This window comes from Roseateles asaccharophilus (genome assembly GCF_031458115.1).
GTDB lineage: Bacteria > Pseudomonadota > Gammaproteobacteria > Burkholderiales > Burkholderiaceae_C > Pelomonas > Pelomonas asaccharophilus_A.
Genome location: NZ_JAVDXV010000002.1, coordinates 334,374 through 357,183, shown reverse-complemented (window position 1 = coordinate 357,183; position 22,810 = coordinate 334,374). Strand labels below are relative to the sequence as shown.

The window sequence follows — 22,810 nt, the reverse complement described above, 5'->3', positions numbered from 1 at the left end:
TGGGAGTGGCGGAGCTTCGTGGGCCCCTGTTTTCGGGTAAACCCTAGTTTAGGGTTAATACCCATACCGGCGCAACGCCGGCCGCCACGGTCAGAGCGTCTCGACGTGCAATCCTGCCTGCTTCCAGGCGTCGATGCCGCCGCGCAACACGCGCACGCTGCGCCCCTGCTGCCGCAACCACAGCGCCGCGCGAGCGGCGGAAGCATCGTTGGGGCAGGCGCAATAGGTGATCAGTTCCGCCGACGGCGGCCAGTCGGCCAGCGTGTCCTCGCGCAGTGCGCCCAGATCCAGGTGCCGGGCGCCGGGGATGCGGTGGCCCAGCGGCATGTCGGGCGCGAACGCCCGCACGTCCACGAACAGGATGTCACCCTGCGCGTCCAGCAGCGCCATGGCTTCAACCGGCCCCAGGCGCTCGAAGCGCTTCAGCTCGCGGTTGAACTGCGCACGCCGCCACAGCCGCCAGGCCAGGTAGGCCAGCAGCGCGGCGCCGGCCAGCACCACCGCTGCACTGCCCAGTTGGGCCAAGGCCTGCAGCACGGCGTCGATCTGCGCATGGAAGATGCGGCCTACGGCGATGGCGGCGCCGGCCCACAGCGCCGAGCCCAGCAGGTTCCACACCATGAAGTGCCAGGTGCGCATGCCCAGCGTGCCGGCCAGCGGCGGCGCCAGGATGGACAGCCCGGGCACGAACTTGGCAATGACCAGCGTCAGCACGCCACGGCGCGCAAAGCTGGCCTCGTTCTGGCGCACGCAACTGTCCGGCGAGATGGAGATGCGGCACAGCGTCGCCAGCACGCGCCGCCCCAGACGCCGGCCGGCCCAGAACCACAACCCGTTGGCCAGTTGCGCCGACAGCGTCGCGACGACGAAGGCCTGCCACGCGAACCCAGGCCGGCTGCCGGCCTCCACGCCCGCCAGCAGCAGCACCGGCGTGGACGGCAGCGGCGCGCCGATCTGCCCCAGCAGCACGGCCAGCGCCACGGTGACGAGGCCGTGGCGGGCGAAGAGTTCGGTCAGCAAGTCCATGATGCGAGGCGGCCAGCATAGCGAGCCGGCGGCATAGCATGCCCCCATGAAAACCGCCGTCTTCAGCGCCCGCCGCTACGACCAGTCGCTGCTGACCCAGGCCAACGCGCGGGCCGGCCATCAGCTGGTGTTCATCCAGGACCGGCTGACCGCCGACACCGCCCGGCTGGCCGAGGGCTGCGCGGCCGTCTGCGTATTCGTCAACGACAGCGTGAACGCCAGCGTGCTGGCCCAGCTGCATGCCCAGGGCACGCGCATCGTGGCCACGCGCTCCACGGGCTACAACCACATCGACGCCGCCGCAGCCGAAAAGCTGGGCATCGCGGTGGTGCGCGTGACCGACTACTCGCCGCACTCGGTGGCCGAGTTCGCGGTGGGCCTGCTGCTGGCCGTCAACCGCAAGATCGCCCGCGCCAGCGCCCGCACCCGCGACGGCAACTTCGAGCTGGAGGGGCTGATGGGGTTCGATCTGCACGGCAAGACGGTCGGCGTCATCGGCACCGGCAAGATCGGCGCGATCTTTGCGCGCATCCTGCACGGCTTCGGCTGCACGCTGCTGGGCCACGACGTGACACCCAACCCGGCCTTCGAGGCGCTGGGCGGCCGCTACGTGGGCGTGCCGGAGCTGATGGCGGCGAGCGACGTCATCTCGCTGCACTGCCCGCTGTTCGAGAGCACGCACCACATCGTCAACGCGCAGTCGCTGGCCGGCGTGAAGCGCGGCGCGCTGCTGGTCAACACCAGCCGCGGCGGGCTGGTGGACACCGAGGCGGCCATCCAGGCGCTGAAGACCGGCCAGTTGGGCGGGTTGGCCATCGACGTCTACGAGCAGGAAGCCAGCCTGTTCTTCCAGGACCTGTCGTCCACCGTCATCACGGACGACGTCATCCAGCGGCTGGTGTCCTTCCCCAACGTCGTCGTGACCGGCCACCAAGCCTTCTTCACCGTCGAAGCCATCGGCCAGATCATGGCCACCACCATAGCGAGCCTCAGCGACTTCGAGGCCGGACGACCGCTGCACCACCGCGTTCCCGAAGGCTGAGGCGCCACCCTGCGTGATGTAGTTGATTACATTACGCACCCATGTCCCCCGACCTTTGGACCCAGTTCGACGCCGCACCGCTGGCGCTGACGCTGCGCGTGGCCGTCGTCGCCACCGCGCTGGCGCTGGTGCTGGGCGTCGCGCTGGGCTGGGTGTTTGCACGCACCCGGCTGCCGGGCCGCGGCGTGCTGGAGGCCATCTGCATGCTGCCGCTCGTGCTGCCGCCCACCGTGCTGGGCTACGGCCTGCTGGTACTGATGGGCCGGCGCAGCGCCCTGGGTGGCTGGCTGCGCGAGCACTTCGACTACACGGTCATCTTCAACTGGCACGGCGCGGTCATCGCGTCGGCGCTGGTGGCGCTGCCGCTGGTGCTCAAGGGCGCCAGCAGCGCCTTCGCGCAGGTGGACCGCAACCTGGAGGCCGCCGCGCGCACGCTGCGCCAGTCGCGCTGGAGCAGCTTCGTGCGCGTGACGCTGCCGCTGGCCTGGCCCGGCATCCTGGCCGGCACGCTGCTGGCCTTCGCCCGCGCGATGGGCGAGTTCGGCGCGTCGCTGATGGTGGCCGGCTCCATCCCGGGCCAGACGCAGACGGCATCCATGGCCATCTACGACGCCGTGCAGGCCGGGCGCGACGACCTGGCGCTGATGCTGGCGCTGTTCGTGTCGGCCGTGTCGGTTGCCATCCTCGTGCTGTCCAACCGCTTCCTCCAACGCTCGCCTTCGCCATGAAACGCCTTCTCGCCGCCCTGTCCCTCGCCTTGCCCTTGCTGGCGTCGGCCCAGCAGCTGACCGTCTCGGCCGCCGCCAGCTTGACCGATGCGTTCAAGGAGATCGGCGCGAAGTTCGAAACCGGCCGGCCCGGCACCACGGTGCGCTTCAACTTCGCCGCGTCGGGCGTGCTGCTGCAGCAGATCGCGCAGGGCGCGCCGGTGGACGTGTTTGCCAGCGCCGACCAGGCCACGATGAACCGCGGCGTCGAGCAGAAGCTGTTCCTCGCCGACACGCGCCGTGACTTCGCGGCCAACGAGCTGGTGCTGGTCACGCCGCCGGACGGCGCGATCAAGAACCTGCGCGAGCTGGCGCTGCCGGCCGTCAAGCGCATTGCCGTCGGCAAGGTGGCTTCGGTGCCGGTGGGCCGCTACACGCAGCAGGCGCTGGAGAGCGCGCAGCTGTGGGGTGAGCTGCAACCCAAGCTGGTGTTTGCCGACAACGTGCGCCAGGTGCTGGACTACGTGTCGCGCGGCGAGGTCGAGGCCGGTTTCGTCTACCGCACCGAAGCCGGCATCGCCAAGGACAAAGTGCGCGTCGCGATGACGGTGGGCGGCCATGCGCCCGTCACCTACCCGGTGGCCGTCGTGGCCGACAGCAAGCAGGCCGCTTTGGCGCGAGACTTCGTCAACTTCATCAACGGTGTCGAGGCGCAGGCCATCCTGGCCCGCTACGGCTTCTCAAAACCTTGATCGACGTCCACCTCCAGCTCTCGGTCAGCGACAGGAACCGCCGCTTCGACCTCGACATCGCGTTCGCGACCGATGCGCCCTTCGTCGCGCTGTACGGGCCGTCCGGCGCCGGCAAGTCGCTGACACTGCAGGCCATGGCCGGGCTGCTGCCCGTGCAGGCCGGCCATGTGAAGCTGAACGGCCGCGCGCTGCTGGACACGGCCGCCGGCATCAACCTCGCGCCCGAGGCGCGCGGTGTGGGCTATCTGTTCCAGCACTACGCGCTGTTCCCGCATCTCAGCGTGCGCGACAACATCGCGTTCGGGCTGACCAGCTGGCGCAAGCGCCTGAAGTCCGACGACGCGGCGCGCGTGGATGAGCTGATCGAGTCCTTTGGCCTGGAGGCTATGGCACGCAGCAAACCCGCGACGCTGTCCGGCGGCCAGCAGCAACGCGTGGCGCTGGCACGGGCCCTCGCCTGCAACCCGCAGGTGCTGCTGCTGGACGAACCCTTCGCCGCGCTGCACCCCATGCTGCGCCAGCAGCTGCGCGACGAGCTGCGCGCGGTGCGCGAGCGCTGGGGCATCCCGGCCGTGATGATCACGCACGACCTGGACGACGTGGCAGCGCTGGCCCATCGCGCCTACATCGTGGATGGCGGCCGCGTCACGCGCGAGGTGGACCTCATCGCCGGCCGAGGCCGCGAGTTGCTGGACAGCACCGCGCTGCGGCCCGAGGAGCAACAACGCCGCGAGTTCCTGAAGTCGCAGATCGCATGACGGTGAATGACCACCCGCTGTTGCAAGGCGAACTGCGCCTGGCCGGCCGGCTGGATGGCCGCTTCTTCGACCTGCTGGCCGCGCTGGCGCTGACCGGCTCGCTGCAGAAGGCCGCCAAGGCGGCCGGCTACAGCTACAAGGGCGCCTGGCTGGTGCTGGACGCCGCACAGGCACTGACGCATGCGCCGCTGGTCGCCAAGGCCACCGGCGGCGCCGGCGGCGGCGGCACCAGACTGACGGTCGAGGGCGACGCGCTGCTGGCCGCCTGGCGCGAGCTGCAGTCCCGCCACGCAGCCTTCCTGCACGAGCAGGCCGCCTGGCTGGCCACCCAACCGGCGCTGGACGCGCTGCTGAAAAGGATGAGCATGAAGACCACCGCCCGCAACCAGTTCTTCGGCCGCATCGCCGGCGTGAACCCCGGCCCGGCCACGACGACCGTGCGCGTCGCGCTGGATGGCGGCCAGGAGGTCACCGCCTCGCTGACCACGCCGGCCGCGCACGAGCTGAACGTGAAGACCGGTAAGGAGGCGCTGGCGCTGGTGAAGTCCAGCGAGGTGGTGCTGGTGACGGACTTCGGCGGCTACAAGCTGTCGGCTCGCAACCAGTTGGCCGGCACCGTGTCGCGCGTGGAGCGCGGTGCCGTGTCGTCGCTGATCGGGCTGACGCTGCCGGGCGGCATGGTCGTCACCGCCAGCGTGACCAACGACTCCGTCGACGGCCTGGGCCTGACGGTAGGCCAGCCCGCGACGGCGGTGTTCAAGGCCTATGCAGTGATGCTGGCGGTGCGCGATTAAAGACCCAGCTCGCTCAAGCTCGGGTGGTCGTCCGGCCGCCTCCCCATCGGCCAGAAGAACAGTCGCTTGTCCGCCGCGATGGGCAGGTCATTGATGCTGGCGAAGCGCCTTCGCATCAGGCCCTCGCCCGTGAACTCCCAGTTCTCGTTGCCGTAGCTGCGATACCAGTGCCCCGAGTCGTCGTGCCACTCATAGGCGAAGCGCACGGCAATGCGATGGCCTGACACGGCCCACAGCTCCTTGATGAGCCGGTAGTCCAGCTCCCTGGCCCACTTGCGCACGAGAAAGCCATGCACCTGCTCGCGGCCCACAGGGAACTCCGCGCGGTTGCGCCAGACCGTGTCGTCCGTGTAGACGCCGACGACCCGGTCGGGGTCGCGGCTGTTCCAGGCGTCTTCGGCCAGGCGCACCTTCTGCGCGGCCGACTCCTGCGTGAACGGGGGCAGCGGCGGCTTCATGTTCAGTACGTCTTGTAGGGGAGAAATTTCCCGCTCATGACGATGCTGACGCGGTCGCCGGCCGCATTCGGCTCGCGCTGCAGGTCCATCTTGAAGTCGATCGCGCTCATGATGCCGTCGCCAAATTCCTCGTGGATCAGCTCCTTGAACGTCGTGCCGTAGACGCTGATCAGCTCGTAGAAGCGGTAGATCAGCGGGTCGGTCGGCACGCTGGTGGGCAGGCTGCCCTTGTAGGGCACGACCTTCAGCCATTGCGTCTCGGCTTCGGTCAGGTCGAAGAACTTCGCCAGCTTGGCGGCCTGCTCGTCGTTGAAGGTCATCTGGCCCAGGCAGCCGGCGGTGACCCATTCCTTGGACAAGCCAATGTCGGTGGCGACGTCGGCCCACTTGATGCCCTTGGCGACCTTGGTGGCAATGATCTTTTCGGTGACTGCAAGGCGGCTCATGCTTGACTCCTGAGTGGTGTGGGATGGGATTCGAGGGGAATGACTTCGGCGACCGGCGCGAGCCCCGGCCGCACCTCGGGTGGGTGCTCGGGCGCGCGGCCATGAGAGAGGGTGGCGCTGCGCTCGACGAGGAAATCGACGAGGTGGTTGCGGATGCGGTAGTACTGCGGGTCGTGGTGCAGCGTGGCGCGCTGGCGGTCGCGCGGCATCGTGTTGACGACGATCTCCGCCACGCGCGCCTGCGGGCCGTTGGCCATCAGCAGGATGCGGTCGGCGAGCAGGATGGCCTCGTCCACGTCGTGCGTGATCATGAAGACCGTCTGCTGGGTCGCCGCGCAGATCTTCAGCAGCTCGTCCTGGATGGTGCCGCGCGTCAGCGCGTCCAGCGCGCCGAAGGGCTCGTCCAGCAGCAGCATGCGCGGCTCGATGGCGAAGGCGCGGGCGATGCCCACGCGCTGCTTCATGCCGCCGGACAGCTGGCTGGGCTTCTTGTCCAGCGCGGGCGTCAGGCCCACGAGGGCCACGTACTTCTCGACCTGCTTGTCGACCTCGGCGCGCTTCCAGTCGGGCCACTTGCTGCGCACCGCAAACGCGATGTTCTGGCGCACGGTCAGCCACGGCATCAGCGCATGGCCTTGGAACACGACGCCGCGCTCCAGGCCCGGCCCGGCCACCTCGCGGTTGGCCATGAAGACATGACCGTCGCTCGCCTGCTCCAGGCCGGCCAGCACGTTGAGGATGGTGGTCTTGCCGCAGCCGCTGTGGCCGATGATGCAGACGAACTCGCCCTCAGTCAGCGTGAAGTTGACGCCCTCAAAGACGGTCGCATCGCCATAGCGCTTGGCCAGGCCCTGGATCTGGACGAGTTCAGTCGGCATAGGTCACCGCTTTTTGTGCGCGGGCGAACAGCAGGTCCAACGCCATGCCCACGAGGCCGATGACGAGGATGGCGAAGATGACGTTGGGCAGGCTGAGGTTGTTCCACTCGTTCCAGACGAAGTAGCCGATGCCCGTGCCGCCCACCAGCATCTCGGCGGCCACGATGACCAGCCACGCGATGCCCATGCTGATGCGCATGCCCGTCAGGATGGTGGGCGCCGCGGCCGGCAGGATCACCTCGAACGCGCGGCGCAGCGGGCTCACCTCCAACGTGCGCGCCACGTTCAGCCACTCGCGCCGCACACCGGCCACGCCGAAGGCGGTGTTGATCAACATGGGCCACAGGCTGCAGATGAAGATGACGAAGATGCCGCTCGCGGCCGAGTCCTTGATCGTGTAGAGCGCCAGCGGCATCCAGGCCAGCGGCGAGATGGGCTTCAAGACCTGGATGAACGGATCCAGCGCCTTGTAGATCAGCGGGCTCATGCCGATGACGAACCCCAGCGGAATGGCCACCAGCGCCGCCAGCAGATAGCCCAGGCCCACGCGGCCCAGCGAGTAGGCGAGTTGCAGGCCGATGCCCTTGTCGTTGGGGCCGCGGTCGTAGAACGGCTCGGACAGGTGGCGGCCGACGACCGTGCCCATCTGCGCCAGCGTCGGGAAGCCACTCTTGGCCGGCGCGGCGGCGGGCGCGTCGATGGGCTTGCCCATCAGCTTGGCGTACTCGATCTGCTCGGGCGTCATCGCTGCGGCCGGCTTGGCCGCGGGCGCGGTGCCCAACGTCGCCAGGTGCCAGATGCCCAGCAGGCAGCCCAGCAGCAGCAGCGACAGCAGGCCGGCGCGGAAGTTCAGGGAGCGCTGCATGGTCAGGTGCGCTTGATGGCGAAGCTGTTGACGTAGGCGTCGGGCTTGGCCGGATCGAACTCCTTGCCCATGACCTTGAACTTCGGATAGCCGCCGGTCTTGTCCTCGGGCACGGCCTGGTCCAGCGCCTTCATCTGCTTCTTCGCGTCCGTGAGCAGGAACACCTTCTCGGCGATCTGCTTGTAGTTCACGTCGCCCTTGATGTAGCCCCAGCGCTTCATCTGGCTCAGGATCCACACGGCCATGCTCTGCCAGGGCATGGGATTGAAGTCGGCGCGGTCGGGCACGACCTTCACGTTGCCCAGGCCGTCGGCGAACTTGCCCGTCAGCACCTGGGCGATGACGGTCTCCGGCTGGTTCAGGTAGGCCTGCGGCGCAATGACCTTGGCGATCAGCTCGCGGTTCTTGGCCTCGCGCGCCATCGCGGCGGCCGTCAGCACCGCGCGGTACAGCGCGATGAAGGTGTTCGGGTTCTTCTGGATGAACTCGGTGCTGGTGCCGAAGGCGCAGCAGGGGTGGCCGTCCCACAGTTCCTTGGTGAGGATGTGGATGAAGCCCACCTCCTCGAACACCGCGCGCTGGTTGAACGGGTCCGGGCCGAGGAAGCCGTCGATGTTGCCGGAGCGCAGGTTGGCCACCATCTCCGGCGGCGGCAGCACGCGGATCTGGATGTCGCGGTCCGGGTCCAGCCCCGCTTCCGCCACGTAGTAGCGCAGCAGGAAGTTGTGCATCGAATACTCGAAGGGCACCGCGAACTTGAAGCCCTTCCAGTCCTTGGGATCGCGCTTGTCCTTGTGCTTGACGCTCAGCGTGATCGCCTGGCCGTTGGTGTTCTGGATGGTGGCCACGTTCATCGGCGTGGCGACCGACCCCAGCCCCTGGCTGATGGCCAGCGGCATGGGCGACAGGAAGTGCGTGGCGTCGTACTCCTTGTTGATCATCTTGTCGCGGATGAGTGCCCAGCCGGCCGTCTTCACCACCTCCACGTTCAAGCCCTGCTTGCTGTAGAAGCCCAGCGGGTGCGCCATGATCAGCGGCGTGGCGCAGGTGATGGGAATGAAGCCGATCTTCAAGTCCTTCTTCTCCAGCGCACCCGTGGTGCCCTGCGCCATCGCCTGCAGCGATGCGACCGGCAGCACGCTGGAGATCGCGGCCATCGCCGTGTTGCGGCCCACGGCCTTCAGGAAGCGGCGGCGCACAGCGTCCTGCGGGAACAGCGCCTTCACGAGCGTGGCTTCGACGAAGCTGGCGGATTCGGCCTCGAAGTCGGCCGTTTCGCTGCGGGCGCGCAGCTCGGCGGCGGCATGGTCGGCCGGGCTCGCATGCCGGCCGCAAGCGCAGCGCATCAGCAGGGGCCGGTCGGCGTCGTAGGGATCGTGGGTCATCGGGTCGCTCCTCATGTGGAAGCGACTCTAGGAACGCACGGGCTGCCAAGGAATCGTGATGGGCGGCGAGTTTCTGTAGGGGTGGAACTACGAGGGATTTCCTGGACATCAGGGATCGCAACCGCACGCCAGCAAGAAATATCACAGGCATCATCAGCACCGCAGCAAGCGCGCGCCGCGCTGACCTCTCGGAATGCGCGTTGTAAAGGCCAGCTCGTCGATCCAGCACCCCCTCGCTCGTCGTGACAAGACAAGACTTCGGAGCGCCCGATGCCCCAATACCTGATCTCCTTCAACGAGGGCGCCATGCGCCACATCCCGGCCGCCGACTTCCCCGCCGTCGGCCAGGCTGCAGCTGCCGTCGTGCTGGATGCCATCGAAGCCGGCGTCTACCTGTTTGCCGGTGGGCTGCTGGAGCCGAACACGATGACCATCGTGGCGACCGACGGCACGGTTGCTCACGGCCCCGACCCGGCGTGCAGGGACTTCATCGGCGGCTTCACCGTCGTCGAGGTGGCCAGCCGCGAGGAGGCCCACCGCTGGGCCGCCCGGATTGCCGCTGCTTGCCGCTGCGCGCAGCACGTGCGCGAGTTCATGCCGCTGCCACCGCAAGTCGAGGCGCGAATCAGACGGGGCTGAGGCTGCGCCACGGCGACGCGACGTCGCCGATGCCAGCCGGCGCGCCGCCTCAGATCCCGGCGCGCCGCAGCCAGGCTTCCATCGCCACCGGCTCCACGTCGCCCGCCGCGCGCAGCTCCGCCAGCACGCGGTAGCGGCTCTCGATGCCCACCAGCATCAGCACCCGCTGGCCCGGGTGGGCGGCGACGGCGGCGCGGAGCCGGGCGGCGTGGTGGCGGTCCCACTGTTCCTGCACGCGCCGGGCCTCGGCGCCGACCAGGCCTTCCTCGAACTCGCGCAGGGCCGCCACGAGGCCGTCGGTGCGGTCGCTGTGGACGTCGGCCGCGGACGCCCAGCTGGCGGCCATCGCGCGGTAGGCGCCCTGCTTCATGTCGTCCAGCGCCTTGGCCCCGGCCGGTTGGCGCTCGCCGAATGCCTTGTACGCCTGCCCCACCGCGCCCGTCAGCTCCGCGAACAGCGGCTCGTCCGGCTCCGAGGCATGGGCCGGCACGCCGGTGGCATCGAGATAGGGAAAGATGACGCCGGTGTACTCGACCTTGCCGGGCCAGACGCGGCGGGTACGCAGCTCGGTGGGCGTCACGTCCAGCACCAGCGCTTGCGGCCGCACCGCCTCGATGAGCCGGCGCAGCACCTGCAGGTCATAAGCGGGGACCCCCTGGTGACGCGCGTACAGCGTCGAGACGATGAAGACCTCGCCGCGCGCCGGCGCCTGCGCCCTGGCCGACGCAGCCGCAGCTCCGGCCAGCAGGCCGAGCGCCGCCCGCCTCGTTCCGGTGAATGTCATCTCTGCTCCTGAAGTTCACAGCGCCTGCAATCTAGGCGGCCGCCCTCGACCCGTCCCGCACGATGCGACGAAACCGGCATGCACGCGACGGGACCGGCGCAGGACTGGCTCGACGCCCGGCCACACGTTGCCGACGCGCAGCGGCGCGAATCAGACACCGCTGACGCGCGGCCCGTGCCCGCTGGGGCAACATGACCGCCGAAGGAGACCGCTGCCGTGATTGCCAACCTGCTGGGACGACTGGCCTTCGAGCCCTTCGCCAAGGCCCTGCCCCAGATGGGCGACACCGAGCGCGCCGCGCTGGAAGCAGGCACCGTCGGTTTCGAGGGCCAGCTGTTCGGCGGCAAGCCGGACTTCGACCGCCTGCTGGCCATGCCGCCCAACCGGCTGACGGCCGAGGAGCAGGCCTTTCTCGACGGCGACGTGCGCGAGCTGATCGCGATGCTGGACGACTTCGCCATCGACGAGGCGCGCGACCTGCCGCCCGCCGTATGGCAGTTCCTGCGCGAGCGGCGCTTCTTCGGGATGATCATTCCGCGCGAGCATGGCGGGCTGGGCTTTGGCCACTTCGCGCATGCGGCCGTGGTCACGCGCATCGCGAGCGTCAACGTGGCCGTCGCGGTGACGGTCATGGTGCCCAACTCACTCGGGCCGGCAGAGCTGCTGCTGCACTACGGCACCGACGCGCAGAAAAGGCACTACCTGCCCCGGCTCGCCGATGGCCGCGACCTGCCCTGCTTCGGCCTCACGTCGCCCTACGCCGGATCGGACGCCGCCTCCATCCCCGACACCGGCGTTTTGACCGAGCGCGAGATCGATGGAAAGCGCGTTCGCGGCTTCGTCGTCAACTTCGACAAGCGCTACATCACGCTGGCGCCGGTGGCCACCGTCGTGGGCTTGGCCTTCCAGGCGGTGGACCCGTCGAAGCCCGAAGGCCAGCAGCAGCTGGACATCACCTGCGCGTTGATCCCGGTGCCCACGCCGGGGTTGCAGATCGGCCGCCGCCATCGGCCGATGGACTCGGCTTTCATGAACGGCCCCATCCGCGGCGAGGACGTGTTTGTGCCGATGGACTGGATCATCGGCGGAGAGCCGCAGGTGGGCCAGGGCTGGCGCATGCTGATGGAATGCCTGGCGGCGGGCCGCGCCATCTCGCTGCCGGCGCTGGGCGCGGCGATGCAGCAGGGCGCGCTCTACGTGATGACGGGCTACGGCCGCATCCGCGAGCAGTTCGGCCTGCCGATCTCGCGCTTCGAGGCCATTGCCGGGCTGATCGCGCGCACGGCGGCGGACCTGTACGCCACCGACGCCGCGCGCCGCTACACGGCCGCGGCGCTGGATGCCGGCGAGCGGCCCAGCGTGGCCAGCGCCATCCTGAAGGTGCAGCTCACCGAGGCCGGCCGCCGTGCCGTCACGACCGGCATGGACGTGCTGGGCGGCAAGGGCATCATCAGCGGCCCGAGCAACCTGCTGGGCGTGGCCTACCGGCATGCGCCCATCGCCATCACGGTGGAAGGCGCCAACTTGCTGTCGCGGGCGTTGATCATCTTTGGCCAGGGCGCCGTGCGCTGCCATCCGCACGTGATGGACGAAATGGCTGCCGTGCAGGCCAAGGACGAAGACGCGCTGGGCAAGGCGCTGCTGGCCCATGCCGGCCACGTGATGCGCAACCTTGGCGCCAGCCTGTTCGGCGCGGGGCTGAAGGGCCGCGTGCCGACGGGGTTGGAGAAAGAGGCCCGCCTCATCGCCCGCGTGTCGGCCAAGTACGCGCTGACGGCCGACCTCGCGATGGGGCTGCTGGGCGGCAAGCTCAAGCGCATGGAGCTGCTGTCGGCGCGGCTGGGCGATGTGCTGTCGCATCTGTACCTGGCGGCCTGCAGCGTGTGGCGCTTCAAGGCGGAGGCCGACGAGGCCATGCTGCCCTTCGCCCGCGCGGCCATCCGCTTCCAGCTCGAAGCCGCCGCCACCGTGCTGCACGATCTGCATGCCAACCTGCCGTCGGGCGTGCTGCGGGCGCTGTCGCCGCTGCTGCTGCACGGCACGGGCCACCTCGCGCCGCTGCGCGACCGCGATCTCGTCGCGCTGTCCGAAGCACTGCGCACGCAGCCCGCACTGGTCGCCCGGCTGTGCCCCGACTTCGCGCCGCCCGCCACCGGCGGCCTGCGCGACCTGGCCGACGCGCTGCGGCTGGCCGATGCGCTGGGCGATGAGGTGCCTGAGCTGAACCGCGCGGTGCGGCGCACGAACTCACTGCAGGCGGCTGCGGCCCGGTCCCGCGACCCCGAGGCGGCGCTGGCCTATCTGCGCGCGGCCGACAAGGTCATCCAGGTGGACGACTTTCCGGCGGAGCCGCGGTCCGACTCACGCTAGGCTAGCGACTCTTCACGATGTCTTCCGCCATGGCTGCGCCCTCACCCATCCTCTCCATCACGCCGCTGGGCATGCCCTGGGAGACGTTCGATCCCTTCCTGTTCTGCGTGCATCACGACGACGCCTACCCGGCCGGCAACGGCCGCCACGGGCCAGACCCGGCGCTGCTGACGGGCCGCCAGATGGGATCGGACTTCTCCGGCCAGGCCGGCTGGAGCATGTATCACGGCCGGCAGGTGCCCGGCTTTCCGGCCCATCCTCACCGCGGCTTCGAGACGGTCACCATCGTGCGCCAGGGCCGCATCGACCATTCCGACTCGCTCGGCGCAGCCGCGCGCTTCGGCGGTGGCGACGTGCAGTGGCTGACGGCCGGCAAGGGCATCGTGCATGCCGAGATGTTCCCGCTGTTGCGCACCGACCGGACCAACCCGCTGGAGTTGTTCCAGATCTGGCTCAACCTGCCAGCCGACAGCAAGATGGTGCAGCCCCACTTCACGATGTTCTGGTCGCATGACATCCCGCGGCACCGTTTCACCGACGAGGCCGGGCGCACCACGGATGTCGTCTGCATCGCCGGCGCGCTGCCCGTGCCGGGCGGTGTGACGCAGCCGCTAGCGCCGCCACCGGACTCGTGGGCCTCGCGCCTGCATGCAGACCTGGCCATCTGGACGATGCGCCTGGCGCCCGGGGCGCAGTGGGTGCTGCCGGCCGCCACGGGCGGGGGCACGCGCCGCAAGCTGTACTTCTTCGTCGGCTCGCGCATCACCGTGGACGGCCAGGCAGTGGCGGTGCGGCAGTCGATGGAGTTGCGGGCCGGTGCCGCCGTCACGCTGGTCAACGAGGGTTCAGAAGCCGCCGAGCTGCTGATGCTGCAGGGCCGCCCCATCGGTGAGCCCGTCGCCCAGTACGGCCCCTTCGTCATGAACACCGAGCAGGAGTTGCGGCAGGCCTTCGAGGACTACCGCCGCACCGAGTTCGGCGGCTGGCCGTGGCCCGACCCGGCGCCGGTGCATGGCGACAGCAGCGACCGCTTCGCGCGGCACGCCGACGGCCGGACGGAACGGTTCCCGTCGCAGGAGCCCTGAGCCGGTAGGCGTTCGCGCCGGCAGATGGGCTTCAGCGGCCGGCCGCCTTCGTGATCTGCACCAGCACTTCGCCGGCGCCGGCAAACACATGGCGCGACTGCTGGCCGATGCGGATGTCGTGCACGCCGGTGATCATGCCGGTGGAGATCACGTCGCCGGCGCGCAGGATCTGGCCCTGCTGCGCCCGCTTGTTCAACGTGAACGCCAGCGCGCCCAGCGGGCCGGGCTTGATGGCGACCTTGCCGGTGCCGACCGACTGGCCGTCGATGAAGGTCTCGACGTCAATGGTCTCCAGCTCGCGCCAGTTCGCGATCTCGGCGCCGACGACCACGCCCCAGTTGTTGCCGAAGTCGGAGATGACCGCGCCGGGGCCGATGTCGTTCAGCGTCGCCAGCGGGCTGCTGGCCACTTCCACGCCGATGTGCATGGACTTGACGAACGGCAGCACGGTGTCGGCCGTCCAGTCGGCCTTGTCGGCGGGCGAGTCCTGGGCCACGACGATGACCACCTCGGCCTCGACCGCCGCGAAGCCCCCCTCGAATACCGGGCAGGTGGCCGTGCCGCCGGCCGCGACATGGTGGACGTTGGGCGCAAACGCGGGGCCGATCAGGCGCTCCTCGGGGAACTGCGTCGCGAACGCCGGGTTCACGCGGGCGACCTTCCAGCCCTTGACGGCGTCGGGCCAGCGCGCAATGGCGGCCGCCTGGATGGCGTAGGCCTCGACCAGCGTGGCCGGCGGTGTGCCCGGGTAGGCGTCGACGGACCGGCCGGCGGCACGGGCGGTGGTAAAGGCTTCGGCGATTTGCTGGGTGGCGCTCATGGAGTTCTTTCTGCGCGCCGGCCGGCGCGGTGATGCATTGCGGCCGGCAATGTACCGCGCAAAATCGAAACAGGGTTTTGTTTTTCGGAAAGAGGCCCAGGCGCCTGTCGGGCTCCTACCCCACCTGCTCGGCGCGCACCGCGAACAGCGCCAGCTCCACGTCGTTGCGCACGCCTATCTTCTCCAGCACCCGGGCGCGGTAGGTCGAGACCGTGTTGGGCGACAGCACCAGCTGCTCGGCGATCTCGCCCACGCTGCGGCCGGCGGCCAACAGCTGGAAAACCTGGTGCTCGCGGTGCGACAGCTTCTCTTGCAGCGGCTGCTCGTCGTCGCCCGCCTTGTGCCCGCCCGCGCCCACCGCGCCGGCCAGCAGCTCGGCCACGCTGGGCGTGATGAACAGCTTGCCGCGCGCCACGCTGCGCACGGCGTCGATCATCTGCTCGCTGTCCGCGCTCTTGTTCAGGTAGCCGGCGGCGCCCAGCTTCAGGCTGCGCACGGCGTACTGGCGGTCCGGGTAGGTGGACAGCATCAGCACCGGCAGCCGGGGGAACTCGCTCTTCAACGCCTTCAGGATGTCCAGCCCGTCGCGCTGCGGCATGGCGATGTCCAGCAGCACGACGTCCAGTTGGATCGCCCGCGCGAGCTGGAGGGCCTCGGGCCCGCTCGCGGCTTCACCCACGGTGCGGATGTCCTCCGCCTCGGCCAGCACCTGCTTGATGCCCTGGCGGACGATGAGGTGGTCGTCGCAGATCAGTACACGGATCATGAGGATTCCAACGGCATGACCAGCCGCACCGTGGTGCCCCGCCCCGGCACGCTCTCGATGCCGATGCGCCCACCGAAATGCGCCGCCCGCTCGCGCATGCCCAGCACGCCATAGCTGCGCGCGTCGCTCAGCGCCTCGGGCGCCGCGCCCACGCCGTCGTCGCGCACCTGCAGGTACAGCACCGGCGACGGCGGCGCGTCCACGTCGATGCGGATGGCCACGTGCTTGGCCCGCGCATGCCGGGCCACGTTGGACAGCACCTCCTGCAGGATGCGGAACACCGCGATGGCCAGCCCGCCCTCCGGCGGCACCACATCGGCGGCGATGTGCATCTTGAAGTCCACCTCGCGCTCGTCGCTGCCGGCCAGCTGGAACTCCTGCGCCTGCCACTCCAGCGCGGCCCACAGGCCCTGGTGGTCCAGGATGCTGGGGCGCAGGTCGGTGATGATGCGGCCCACGGCGTCCACGGCCGTGTCCACCAGGCCGCCCATGCGTTGGCATTTGCCCACCATGGGTTCGCGCTGGGCCGGGTCGCCGACGCGGCGGGTCAGCCAGTCCACATCCATCTTCAGCGCCACCAGCAGCGAACCCAGCTCATCGTGGATCTCGCGCGCGATGCGCTTGCGCTCGGTCTCGCGCACGGCCTCCAGGTGGTGGGCCAGCTCGCGCAGCTCGGCGGTGCGCTCGGCCACGCGCTGCTCCAGCTCATCGTGGCTGGCGCGCAGCAGCGCCTCGGCCTGGCGGCGTTCGGAGATGTCGACAAAGGTGACGACCGCGCCCTGCACTTGGCCGTCCTCGATGACCGGGTAGCTGGAGTATTCGGCCGGGAACGGGCTGCCATCGGCCCTCCACAACACCTCGTCGTCGATGCGGCAGGGCTCGCCGCGCCGGAAGGCGTTGAAGATCGGGCAGTCGCACTCGGCGTAATGGGCGCCGGTGTCGCGCGAGTGGTGGATCAGCTCGTGCATGTTGCGCCCAAGCACCTGTTCGGTGCGCCAGCCCAATTGATCGCAGGCGGCGCGGTTCACAAAGGTGCATCGCCCGTCCATGTCGATGCCGAACACGCCCTCGCCGGTGCTTTCCAGCAGCAGCGTCAGGCGGCGGTTGGCCTCGGCGGAAGCCGCCGGCGGGTCGGTCAGGGCAAACGGCATGCTCATGAGGGCAGCAAGCCCCGTGCCACGCTTTGGTGCATATCGAATAAGGAAATAAGCAAACTGTCGTTCCGCGAATAAGCGACTTGGGGCACCCTCGCGGCTTCCGTGACAAACCGAAACGCCACGCCCATGTCTGCCTTCCTGTCCACCCGCCGCGCCGCCCTGGCGCTGATCGCCTCCGTGACCACGCTGCCGGCCCTGGCCGCTGACCCGACGCTGCTGAACGTCTCCTACGACGTGGCCCGCGAGCTGTACAAGCAGATCAATCCGGCGTTCGTGGCCGCGCAGAAGGCCAAGGGCGTGAACGTGACGGTGAACCAGAGCCACGGCGGCTCCAGCAAGCAGATCGGCGCCGTCATCGGCGGCCTGGAGGCCGACTTGGTGACGATGAACCAGGCCACCGACGTGGACCAGCTCGCCACCAGCGGCCTGACGCCGGCCGACTGGCGCAGCCGTTTCCCGAACAACGCGGCGCCCTACTCGTCGACGATGACCTTCCTGGTGCGCAAGGGCAACCCCAAGAGCATCAAGGACTGGGCCGACCTGGCCCGACCCGGCGTGCAGGTCATCATCCCCAACCCCAAGGTGACGGGCAACGGCCGCTACAGCTTCCTGGCCATCTGGGGTAGCGTGCTGGCCAACGGCGGCACCGAGGCGCAGGCCAAGGACCTGGCCACCAAGATCCTGAGCAACGTGCCGGTGCTGGACGGCGGCGGCCGCGGCGCGACAACCACGTTCACGCAACGCGGCATCGGCGACGTGCTGGTGACCTTTGAAGCCGAGGTCGAGCTGATCGAGAACGAATTCGGCAAGGGCAACTTCGAGCAGGTCAACCCCAGCATCTCCATCGAGACCGAGGCGCCCGTGGCGCTGGTCGACAAGGTCGCTGCCAAGAAGGGCACCGCCGCGCTGGCCAAGGCCTATCTGGACTTCCACTGGAGCCCGGAGGCGCAGGAAATCATCGCGAAGAACAACTTCCGCCCGCGCGACCCGGCCATCTTCAAGAAGCACCAGCAGCGCTTCGCGAACATCAAGCTGTTCACCGTCGAGCAGACGCTGGGCGGCTGGGCCAAGGTCAGCAAGACGCATTTCGTGGACGGGGGCACGTTTGACCAGATCATGGCCTCGATCAAGCGATGAACTGAAGCCCCTCGCCTGGTCGCGCCGCGCTGAACGCGGGCGCGCTCAGTCGGTGCCCCGAGGGGACGGCGATGCTCGCGGGGTTTGCCCCGCTCGCACATCGCCCACGCGGACCGGCTTGGGGCGGCCCGGCGCTCTGCCCGAATACAGAAATCAGAACAACCTATGGCCTCCTTATCTTTGGGTAGACGCCGCGTGCTCCCCGGCTTCGCGCCGACGCTGGGCTTCACGCTGTTCTACCTGTCGCTGATCGTGCTGATCCCGCTGGTCGCGGTGTTCCTGAAGTCGTCGGGCCACGGCTTCGAGGCTTTCTGGGCCGCGGCCACATCGCCGCGCGTGATGGCTTCGTACAAGCTGAGCTTCGGCGCTTCGCTGATCGCCGCCTTCATCAACCTGGTCTTCGGCCTCATCCTGGCCTGGTGCATCGTGCGCTATGAGTTCCCGGGCAAGAAGCTGGTCGATGCGCTCATCGACCTGCCCTTCGCGCTGCCCACCGCCGTGGCCGGCATTGCGCTGACGGCGCTGTACGCGCCCAACGGCTGGGTGGGCTCGCTGTTCGCACCGGGCGGCGCGCTGGCCTTCCTGTTCGGCCCCGAGGGCACCAAGATTGCCTTCACGCCGCTGGGCGTGCTGCTGGCGCTGATCTTCATCGGCCTGCCCTTCATCGTGCGCACGGTGCAGCCGGTGCTGGAGGACATGGAGACCGAGCTGGAAGAAGCCGCCGCGTCCTTGGGGGCCCAGCGCTGGACGACCTTCCGTTACGTGGTGCTGCCCACTCTGCTGCCCGCGCTGCTGACCGGCTTCGCGCTGGCCTTCGCGCGGGCCGTCGGCGAGTACGGCTCGGTGATCTTCATCGCCGGCAACATTCCGCTGGTCAGCGAGATCACACCGCTGATGATCATCTCCAAGCTGGAGCAGTACGACTACGTCGGCGCCACCGCGATCGCGGCCGTCATGCTCATCGTCAGCTTCGTGCTGCTGCTGATCATCAACGGCCTGCAGGCCTGGACGTCGAAGCGAGGTGCCCGATGAGTACGGCATTGCACCTAGCGCCACTCCGCGCACGCGCCAAGTACGAGGACAACCCCGCCACGCGCGAGGCGCCGTGGGTGCGCTACACGCTGCTGGCGCTGGGCCTGGGCTTCTTCGCGATCTTCCTGATCCTGCCGCTGGTGGCCGTCTTCACCGAGGCGCTGCGCAAGGGCTGGGAGCTGTACTTCGCGTCGCTGGCCGACCCGGAGACGCTGTCCTCCATCAAGCTCACGCTGATCGCCGCGGCCATCGCAGTGCCGCTGAACCTGGTGTTCGGCGTCAGCGCGGCCTGGCTGATCGCCAAGCACGAGTTCCGCGGCAAGCAGATCCTCATCACGCTGATCGACCTGCCGTTCTCGGTGTCGCCCGTCGTCGCGGGCCTGATGTATGTGCTGGTGTTCGGCGCCAACGGCTGGTTCGGCCCGTGGCTGCAGGCCAACGACATCAAGATCATCTTCGCCGTGCCCGGCATCGTGCTCGCCACCGTGTTCGTGACCTTCCCGTTCGTCGCCCGCGAGCTGATCCCGCTGATGCAGGCCCAGGGCAAGGACGAGGAGGAAGCCGCCACGGTGCTAGGCGCCAGCGGCTGGCAGACCTTCCGCCGCGTCACGCTGCCCAACATCAAGTGGGGCCTGCTGTACGGCGTCATCCTGTGCAATGCGCGGGCGATGGGCGAGTTCGGCGCGGTGTCGGTCGTCTCCGGCCACATCCGCGGCCTGACCAACACGCTGCCGCTGCACGTCGAGATCCTCTACAACGAATACCAGTTCGCCGCCGCCTTCGCCGTGGCCTCGCTGCTGGCGCTGCTCGCGCTGGTGACGCTGGTGATCAAGCAATTCATCGAGTGGCGCGCGAGCCAGTCGAGCAAGGAAGCGTGATGGGCATCCAAGTTCAAAACATCCACAAAAGCTTCGGCAACTTCACCGCCCTGGGCGATGTGTCGCTGGACTTTCCCCGCGGCGAACTCGTCGCGCTGCTGGGCCCGTCGGGCTGCGGCAAGACCACGCTGCTGCGCATCATCGCGGGCCTCGAGCAAGCCGACAGCGGCCGCGTGCTGCTGGACGGCCAGGACGCTTCCGACACGCATGTGCGCGAACGCCAAGTCGGCTTCGTGTTCCAGCACTACGCGCTGTTCCGCCACATGACGGTGTTCGACAACGTCGCGTTCGGCCTGCGCGTGAAGCCGCGCAAGCAGCGGCTGCCCGAAGCCGAGATCAAGAAGCGCGTCACCGAACTGCTGAAGCTCGTGCAGCTGGACTGGCTGGGCGACCGTTTCCCGCCGCAGCTGTCGGGCGGCCAGCGTCAGCGGATTGCGTTGGCGCGAGCGCTGGCCGTGGAGCCGCGCGTGCTGCTGCTGGACGAGCCCTTCGGAGCGCTGGACGCCAAGGTGCGCAAGGAACTGCGCCGCTGGCTGCGCCGCCTGCACGACGAACTGCACATCACCAGCATCTTCGTCACGCACGACCAGGACGAAGCGCTGGAAGTGGCCGACCGCATCGTGCTGATGGACCACGGCCGCGTGGAACAGGTCGGCACGCCGCAGGAGGTCTATGAGCGGCCGGCGACGCCGTTCGTCTACGGCTTCCTCGGCGCGGTGAATCGCTTCGTGGGCCAGTCGCGCGGCGGTGTGTTGCACATCGGCGAGCATCAGCTGCCGCATGCGGGCTCGCATGGCGACGGCGAAGTGCAGGCGTATGCGCGGCCGCATGAACTGCAGATCGCCACGGACGAATCGGCGCCGGGGTTGTCTGCCACCGTGGAGCGTGTGCTGTCGTTCGGCGCGAGCGCTCGCGTGGAGCTGGTGGGGCCGGATGGGCAGCCGCTGGAAGCCGAGCTGACGCGCGAAGAGGCCGAAGCGCTGCGGCTGCAAGGCGGGCAGCGGGTGAAGCTTAGCGCGGCGAAACTCAGCCTGTTCGAAGCCGGCGCGGGGATTTGAGTGTTCTGTGAAGTGAGCTGCTCATCGATGCATTGCCGGGAGCCCGTCCCGGCGACCTCAGCACCGAGTCAATGACACCGCAACGAACAGCGGGCCGACGAGAACCTTCCTCGCGCTGCGCATGCCAAGCTGCGCTTTCATTCGTTCCCTAGCTGTGCAACGCCGCTCACACTGAACTCTCCTCATTCAAGGAGTTCTCATGAGCATCACCGCCATCAACGTGCGCAACCAATTCCGCGGCACCGTCAAGGAAATCATCGAAGGCCCGGTCGTCTCCGAAGTCGATGTCGTCACCCGCAGCGGCGACGTCGTCACCTCCGTCATCACGACCCGTTCGGTCAAGGATCTGGGTCTGGAGGTCGGCCGCGAGGTGGTCGCGCTGGTCAAGTCCACCGAGGTGTCCATCGCGACGCTGTAGGGAGGCCACCATGCCATACAGCGCGCCTCGCGTCCTCATCATCCCGGGCCTGCACGACAGCGGTCCGGCGCATTGGCAGACCTGGCTGCAAGGCCAGTACCGCGACGCGCGACGCGTCACGCAGCGAGACCCGAGCAAGCCGCAGTTGGAGCGCTGGGCGGAACGCATCCAGCGCACGCTCGAAGTGGCCGCAACCTCGGACGGACAGGGCGAGTGGCTGGCCGTGGCGCACAGCTTCGGCTGCCTGGCGCTGGCCCGCCACCTGGCCGAGCAGCCCGACTCGCCCATCCGCGAAGCGCTGTTCGTTGCCCCCGCCGAGCCGGACAAGTTCGGCATCGCCGAAGCCCTGCCCCACCATCGCCTGTCGCGCCGCTCACGGCTACTGGCCAGCAGCAACGACCCGTGGATGAGCGCCGCCAGCGCGGCGCGTTGGGCCCACCGTTGGGGCGCCAGCTACAGCAACCTGGGCGCCGTGGGCCACATCAATGCCGAGGCGGGCTTCGGGCCGCTGCCAGCGGCCAAGAGCTGGGTCGAGGCTGCACGTGCCCGGCACGCCGCAGAGCAGAGACCCCGGCACGCGGAGTTCCGCGAATGGGCTTTCGCCGTGTGAATCACAGAAGGGCCGCTTGGAGCGGCCCTTTTGACGTCATCCCAACGCTGACTTGAAGGCAGCCAGTGTTCGGTCCCAGGCCAACGTAGCCGCCGCCGCGTCGTAGCGCGGCGTCGTGTCGTTGTTGAAGCCGTGCTGCGTGCCCGGGTAGATGTGGGCCTCGTAGCGCACACCCGCCGCCTTCAGCGCCGCCTCGTAACCGGGCCAGCTGGCGTTCACGCGCTCGTCGTTGGCGGCGTAGTGGATCAGCAGACGTGCCTTGATGCGCGGCACATCCTCGGCGGCCGGGGCGCCTCCATAGAAGGGCACGGCGACGGCCAGTTCGGGCACCTGCGTCGCGACATGGCTGGACAGCGCGCCGCCCCAGCAGAAGCCAACGACACCCAGCTTGCCATTGCCGTCCGCCAACGTCAGCAGCCCGCGTGCGCCGGCCACGATGTCGGCGCGCGCCTTGGCCGGGTCCAGCTTGCCGAACAGCTCGCGCGCCTTGTCTTCGGTGCCGGGGTAGCCGCCCAGCGGCGCCAGCGCATCGGGCGCATAGGCCACATAGCCCGCCAGCGCGACGCGGCGCGTGACGTCCTCGATGTGCGGGTTCAGTCCGCGGTTCTCGTGCACCACCAGCACGGCGGGCAGCTTGCCGGTTGCGCTGGCGGGCTTGGCCAGGTAGCCCTGCACCTGGCCGTTGCCGTCGGGCGACGGGAAGGACTGGCGGCGCGTGACCAGGCGCGCATCGTCGGGTTTGACCTGCTGGGCCGCAGCGAAGTTGGGGCTCAGCGCGGCCAGCAATGCCGCGGCACCCGCGGGGCCACCGGTGAACTTGGCCGCCTGATCCAGAAACCCGCGTCGGCTCAGGTCGCCGTGCACGTAGCGGTCGAACAGCGGCCACGCCTGTTCGGGGATGTCGTTCGGATTCGTCATCGCTGCACTCCTTATTCGGCGCCGGCA

The 22,810-nt window shown here is 69.0% G+C and carries 25 protein-coding genes; 14 read left to right on the top strand and 11 right to left on the bottom strand.

What is annotated here, in order from left to right; genetic code table 11:
* Positions 1 to 90: 90 nt before the first annotated feature.
* Complete coding sequence (locus tag J2X21_RS06185; RefSeq protein ID WP_310326205.1) at positions 91 to 1,026, bottom strand: VTT domain-containing protein; 936 nt, start codon at positions 1,024 to 1,026, stop codon at positions 91 to 93.
* Positions 1,027 to 1,072: 46 nt separating this feature from the next.
* Between J2X21_RS06185 and J2X21_RS06180 the strand changes: the two genes are divergently transcribed.
* Genes J2X21_RS06180 through J2X21_RS06160 form a run of 5 tightly spaced genes read left to right on the top strand, consistent with a single transcriptional unit; the run spans position 1,073 to position 5,079 of the window.
* Positions 1,073 to 2,068, top strand: coding sequence for a 2-hydroxyacid dehydrogenase (locus tag J2X21_RS06180; protein WP_310326203.1), 996 nt, complete (start codon positions 1,073 to 1,075; stop codon positions 2,066 to 2,068).
* Between the two features lie 41 nt (positions 2,069 to 2,109).
* Positions 2,110 to 2,796, top strand: coding sequence for a molybdate ABC transporter permease subunit (gene modB / locus J2X21_RS06175; protein ID WP_310326200.1), 687 nt, complete (start codon positions 2,110 to 2,112; stop codon positions 2,794 to 2,796).
* Positions 2,793 to 3,527, top strand: coding sequence for a molybdate ABC transporter substrate-binding protein (gene modA / locus J2X21_RS06170; RefSeq protein WP_310326197.1), 735 nt, complete (start codon positions 2,793 to 2,795; stop codon positions 3,525 to 3,527). The genes modB and modA overlap by 4 nt, the downstream gene beginning before the upstream one ends.
* Positions 3,524 to 4,285, top strand: coding sequence for an ABC transporter ATP-binding protein (locus J2X21_RS06165; RefSeq protein WP_310326194.1), 762 nt, complete (start codon positions 3,524 to 3,526; stop codon positions 4,283 to 4,285). The genes modA and J2X21_RS06165 overlap by 4 nt, the downstream gene beginning before the upstream one ends.
* On the top strand, positions 4,282 to 5,079 hold the full coding sequence (locus J2X21_RS06160; RefSeq protein ID WP_310326190.1) for a TOBE domain-containing protein: 798 nt from the start codon (positions 4,282 to 4,284) through the stop codon (positions 5,077 to 5,079). Before J2X21_RS06165 ends, J2X21_RS06160 begins: the two co-directional genes overlap by 4 nt.
* On the opposite strand, the gene J2X21_RS06155 is transcribed toward J2X21_RS06160, so the two are convergent.
* The 5 genes from J2X21_RS06155 to J2X21_RS06135 are packed head-to-tail and all read right to left on the bottom strand — an operon-like array spanning position 5,076 to position 9,111.
* The gene (locus tag J2X21_RS06155) at positions 5,076 to 5,543 is read right to left on the bottom strand and encodes a nuclear transport factor 2 family protein (RefSeq protein ID WP_310327219.1); all 468 of its coding nucleotides are present in this window, start codon (positions 5,541 to 5,543) and stop codon (positions 5,076 to 5,078) included. The two genes, J2X21_RS06160 and J2X21_RS06155, sit on opposite strands and share 4 nt — an antisense overlap.
* The gene (cynS, locus tag J2X21_RS06150) at positions 5,540 to 5,983 is read right to left on the bottom strand and encodes a cyanase (protein WP_310326188.1); all 444 of its coding nucleotides are present in this window, start codon (positions 5,981 to 5,983) and stop codon (positions 5,540 to 5,542) included. Before cynS ends, J2X21_RS06155 begins: the two co-directional genes overlap by 4 nt.
* Positions 5,980 to 6,861 (bottom strand): ABC transporter ATP-binding protein, encoded by an 882-nt coding sequence (locus tag J2X21_RS06145; RefSeq protein ID WP_310326185.1) that lies wholly within the window; start codon positions 6,859 to 6,861, stop codon positions 5,980 to 5,982. The genes cynS and J2X21_RS06145 overlap by 4 nt, the downstream gene beginning before the upstream one ends.
* Entirely contained in the window at positions 6,851 to 7,726 is an 876-nt protein-coding gene (gene ntrB / locus J2X21_RS06140; protein WP_404666586.1) for a nitrate ABC transporter permease, read from the bottom strand. The genes J2X21_RS06145 and ntrB overlap by 11 nt, the downstream gene beginning before the upstream one ends.
* A 2-nt stretch (positions 7,727 to 7,728) precedes the next feature.
* Positions 7,729 to 9,111, bottom strand: coding sequence for a CmpA/NrtA family ABC transporter substrate-binding protein (locus J2X21_RS06135; RefSeq protein WP_310326184.1), 1,383 nt, complete (start codon positions 9,109 to 9,111; stop codon positions 7,729 to 7,731).
* 270 nt (positions 9,112 to 9,381) lie between these two features.
* Between J2X21_RS06135 and J2X21_RS06130 the strand changes: the two genes are divergently transcribed.
* On the top strand, positions 9,382 to 9,750 hold the full coding sequence (locus J2X21_RS06130) for a YciI family protein (protein WP_310326181.1): 369 nt from the start codon (positions 9,382 to 9,384) through the stop codon (positions 9,748 to 9,750).
* Positions 9,751 to 9,799: 49 nt separating this feature from the next.
* Here J2X21_RS06130 and J2X21_RS06125 read toward each other — a convergent pair whose 3' ends face one another.
* Positions 9,800 to 10,534, bottom strand: coding sequence for a hypothetical protein (locus tag J2X21_RS06125; protein WP_310326179.1), 735 nt, complete (start codon positions 10,532 to 10,534; stop codon positions 9,800 to 9,802).
* A gap of 216 nt (positions 10,535 to 10,750) precedes the next feature.
* Here J2X21_RS06125 and J2X21_RS06120 point away from each other — a divergent pair, with 216 nt between their 5' ends.
* Complete coding sequence (locus J2X21_RS06120; RefSeq protein WP_310326177.1) at positions 10,751 to 12,904, top strand: acyl-CoA dehydrogenase; 2,154 nt, start codon at positions 10,751 to 10,753, stop codon at positions 12,902 to 12,904.
* Between the two features lie 29 nt (positions 12,905 to 12,933).
* Positions 12,934 to 13,989 carry a pirin family protein gene (locus J2X21_RS06115; protein WP_310326175.1) on the top strand — a complete coding sequence of 352 codons (1,056 nt, stop codon included), beginning with the start codon at positions 12,934 to 12,936 and terminating at the stop codon, positions 13,987 to 13,989.
* A 31-nt stretch (positions 13,990 to 14,020) separates the two neighbouring features.
* Here the strand turns inward: J2X21_RS06115 and J2X21_RS06110 are convergent, their stop codons facing one another.
* The 3 genes from J2X21_RS06110 to J2X21_RS06100 all read right to left on the bottom strand — a co-directional run bounded on the left by J2X21_RS06110 (position 14,021) and on the right by J2X21_RS06100 (position 16,726).
* Entirely contained in the window at positions 14,021 to 14,809 is a 789-nt protein-coding gene (locus tag J2X21_RS06110) for a hypothetical protein (protein WP_310326173.1), read from the bottom strand.
* Positions 14,810 to 14,924: 115 nt separating this feature from the next.
* A complete protein-coding gene (locus tag J2X21_RS06105) occupies positions 14,925 to 15,575 on the bottom strand; it encodes a response regulator (protein ID WP_310326170.1) in 651 nt (216 codons plus the stop codon).
* Positions 15,572 to 16,726, bottom strand: coding sequence for a sensor histidine kinase (locus J2X21_RS06100; RefSeq protein ID WP_310326168.1), 1,155 nt, complete (start codon positions 16,724 to 16,726; stop codon positions 15,572 to 15,574). The genes J2X21_RS06105 and J2X21_RS06100 overlap by 4 nt, the downstream gene beginning before the upstream one ends.
* A gap of 132 nt (positions 16,727 to 16,858) precedes the next feature.
* On the opposite strand from J2X21_RS06100, the gene J2X21_RS06095 reads away from it, so the two are divergent.
* From J2X21_RS06095 to J2X21_RS06070, 6 genes are all read left to right on the top strand, one after another.
* Entirely contained in the window at positions 16,859 to 17,869 is a 1,011-nt protein-coding gene (locus J2X21_RS06095; protein ID WP_310326167.1) for a sulfate ABC transporter substrate-binding protein, read from the top strand.
* Positions 17,870 to 18,034: 165 nt separating this feature from the next.
* Entirely contained in the window at positions 18,035 to 18,901 is an 867-nt protein-coding gene (cysT, locus tag J2X21_RS06090) for a sulfate ABC transporter permease subunit CysT (protein WP_310326165.1), read from the top strand.
* On the top strand, positions 18,898 to 19,779 hold the full coding sequence (cysW, locus tag J2X21_RS06085; RefSeq protein ID WP_310326162.1) for a sulfate ABC transporter permease subunit CysW: 882 nt from the start codon (positions 18,898 to 18,900) through the stop codon (positions 19,777 to 19,779). Before cysT ends, cysW begins: the two co-directional genes overlap by 4 nt.
* On the top strand, positions 19,779 to 20,837 hold the full coding sequence (locus J2X21_RS06080; RefSeq protein ID WP_310326160.1) for a sulfate/molybdate ABC transporter ATP-binding protein: 1,059 nt from the start codon (positions 19,779 to 19,781) through the stop codon (positions 20,835 to 20,837). The genes cysW and J2X21_RS06080 overlap by 1 nt, the downstream gene beginning before the upstream one ends.
* Before the next feature lie 199 nt (positions 20,838 to 21,036).
* Positions 21,037 to 21,255 (top strand): TOBE domain-containing protein, encoded by a 219-nt coding sequence (locus tag J2X21_RS06075; RefSeq protein WP_310326158.1) that lies wholly within the window; start codon positions 21,037 to 21,039, stop codon positions 21,253 to 21,255.
* A gap of 10 nt (positions 21,256 to 21,265) precedes the next feature.
* Entirely contained in the window at positions 21,266 to 21,865 is a 600-nt protein-coding gene (locus tag J2X21_RS06070) for an RBBP9/YdeN family alpha/beta hydrolase (RefSeq protein ID WP_310326155.1), read from the top strand.
* Positions 21,866 to 21,901: 36 nt separating this feature from the next.
* Here J2X21_RS06070 and J2X21_RS06065 read toward each other — a convergent pair whose 3' ends face one another.
* Complete coding sequence (locus J2X21_RS06065) at positions 21,902 to 22,783, bottom strand: dienelactone hydrolase family protein (protein WP_310326153.1); 882 nt, start codon at positions 22,781 to 22,783, stop codon at positions 21,902 to 21,904.
* Positions 22,784 to 22,810: the final 27 nt, after the last annotated feature.

Excerpts from the sequence above, each read along its gene's own strand:
- J2X21_RS06135 (WP_310326184.1), bottom strand. The coding sequence starts at position 9,111 with ATGACCCACGATCCCTACGACGCCGACCGGCCCCTGCTGATGCGCTGC.
- J2X21_RS06100 (WP_310326168.1), bottom strand. The coding sequence starts at position 16,726 with ATGCCGTTTGCCCTGACCGACCCGCCGGCGGCTTCCGCCGAGGCCAAC.
- J2X21_RS06070 (WP_310326155.1), top strand. The coding sequence starts at position 21,266 with ATGCCATACAGCGCGCCTCGCGTCCTCATCATCCCGGGCCTGCACGAC.
- cysT (WP_310326165.1), top strand. The coding sequence starts at position 18,035 with ATGGCCTCCTTATCTTTGGGTAGACGCCGCGTGCTCCCCGGCTTCGCG.
- J2X21_RS06125 (WP_310326179.1), bottom strand. The coding sequence starts at position 10,534 with ATGACATTCACCGGAACGAGGCGGGCGGCGCTCGGCCTGCTGGCCGGA.
- J2X21_RS06080 (WP_310326160.1), top strand. The coding sequence starts at position 19,779 with ATGGGCATCCAAGTTCAAAACATCCACAAAAGCTTCGGCAACTTCACC.
- J2X21_RS06160 (WP_310326190.1), top strand. The coding sequence starts at position 4,282 with ATGACGGTGAATGACCACCCGCTGTTGCAAGGCGAACTGCGCCTGGCC.
- cysW (WP_310326162.1), top strand. The coding sequence starts at position 18,898 with ATGAGTACGGCATTGCACCTAGCGCCACTCCGCGCACGCGCCAAGTAC.
- modB (WP_310326200.1), top strand. The coding sequence starts at position 2,110 with ATGTCCCCCGACCTTTGGACCCAGTTCGACGCCGCACCGCTGGCGCTG.
- J2X21_RS06075 (WP_310326158.1), top strand. The coding sequence starts at position 21,037 with ATGAGCATCACCGCCATCAACGTGCGCAACCAATTCCGCGGCACCGTC.
- ntrB (WP_404666586.1), bottom strand. The coding sequence starts at position 7,726 with ATGCAGCGCTCCCTGAACTTCCGCGCCGGCCTGCTGTCGCTGCTGCTG.
- J2X21_RS06130 (WP_310326181.1), top strand. The coding sequence starts at position 9,382 with ATGCCCCAATACCTGATCTCCTTCAACGAGGGCGCCATGCGCCACATC.
- J2X21_RS06185 (WP_310326205.1), bottom strand. The coding sequence starts at position 1,026 with ATGGACTTGCTGACCGAACTCTTCGCCCGCCACGGCCTCGTCACCGTG.
- J2X21_RS06180 (WP_310326203.1), top strand. The coding sequence starts at position 1,073 with ATGAAAACCGCCGTCTTCAGCGCCCGCCGCTACGACCAGTCGCTGCTG.
- J2X21_RS06065 (WP_310326153.1), bottom strand. The coding sequence starts at position 22,783 with ATGACGAATCCGAACGACATCCCCGAACAGGCGTGGCCGCTGTTCGAC.
- cynS (WP_310326188.1), bottom strand. The coding sequence starts at position 5,983 with ATGAGCCGCCTTGCAGTCACCGAAAAGATCATTGCCACCAAGGTCGCC.
- J2X21_RS06145 (WP_310326185.1), bottom strand. The coding sequence starts at position 6,861 with ATGCCGACTGAACTCGTCCAGATCCAGGGCCTGGCCAAGCGCTATGGC.
- J2X21_RS06115 (WP_310326175.1), top strand. The coding sequence starts at position 12,934 with ATGGCTGCGCCCTCACCCATCCTCTCCATCACGCCGCTGGGCATGCCC.
- modA (WP_310326197.1), top strand. The coding sequence starts at position 2,793 with ATGAAACGCCTTCTCGCCGCCCTGTCCCTCGCCTTGCCCTTGCTGGCG.
- J2X21_RS06110 (WP_310326173.1), bottom strand. The coding sequence starts at position 14,809 with ATGAGCGCCACCCAGCAAATCGCCGAAGCCTTTACCACCGCCCGTGCC.
- J2X21_RS06105 (WP_310326170.1), bottom strand. The coding sequence starts at position 15,575 with ATGATCCGTGTACTGATCTGCGACGACCACCTCATCGTCCGCCAGGGC.
- J2X21_RS06095 (WP_310326167.1), top strand. The coding sequence starts at position 16,859 with ATGTCTGCCTTCCTGTCCACCCGCCGCGCCGCCCTGGCGCTGATCGCC.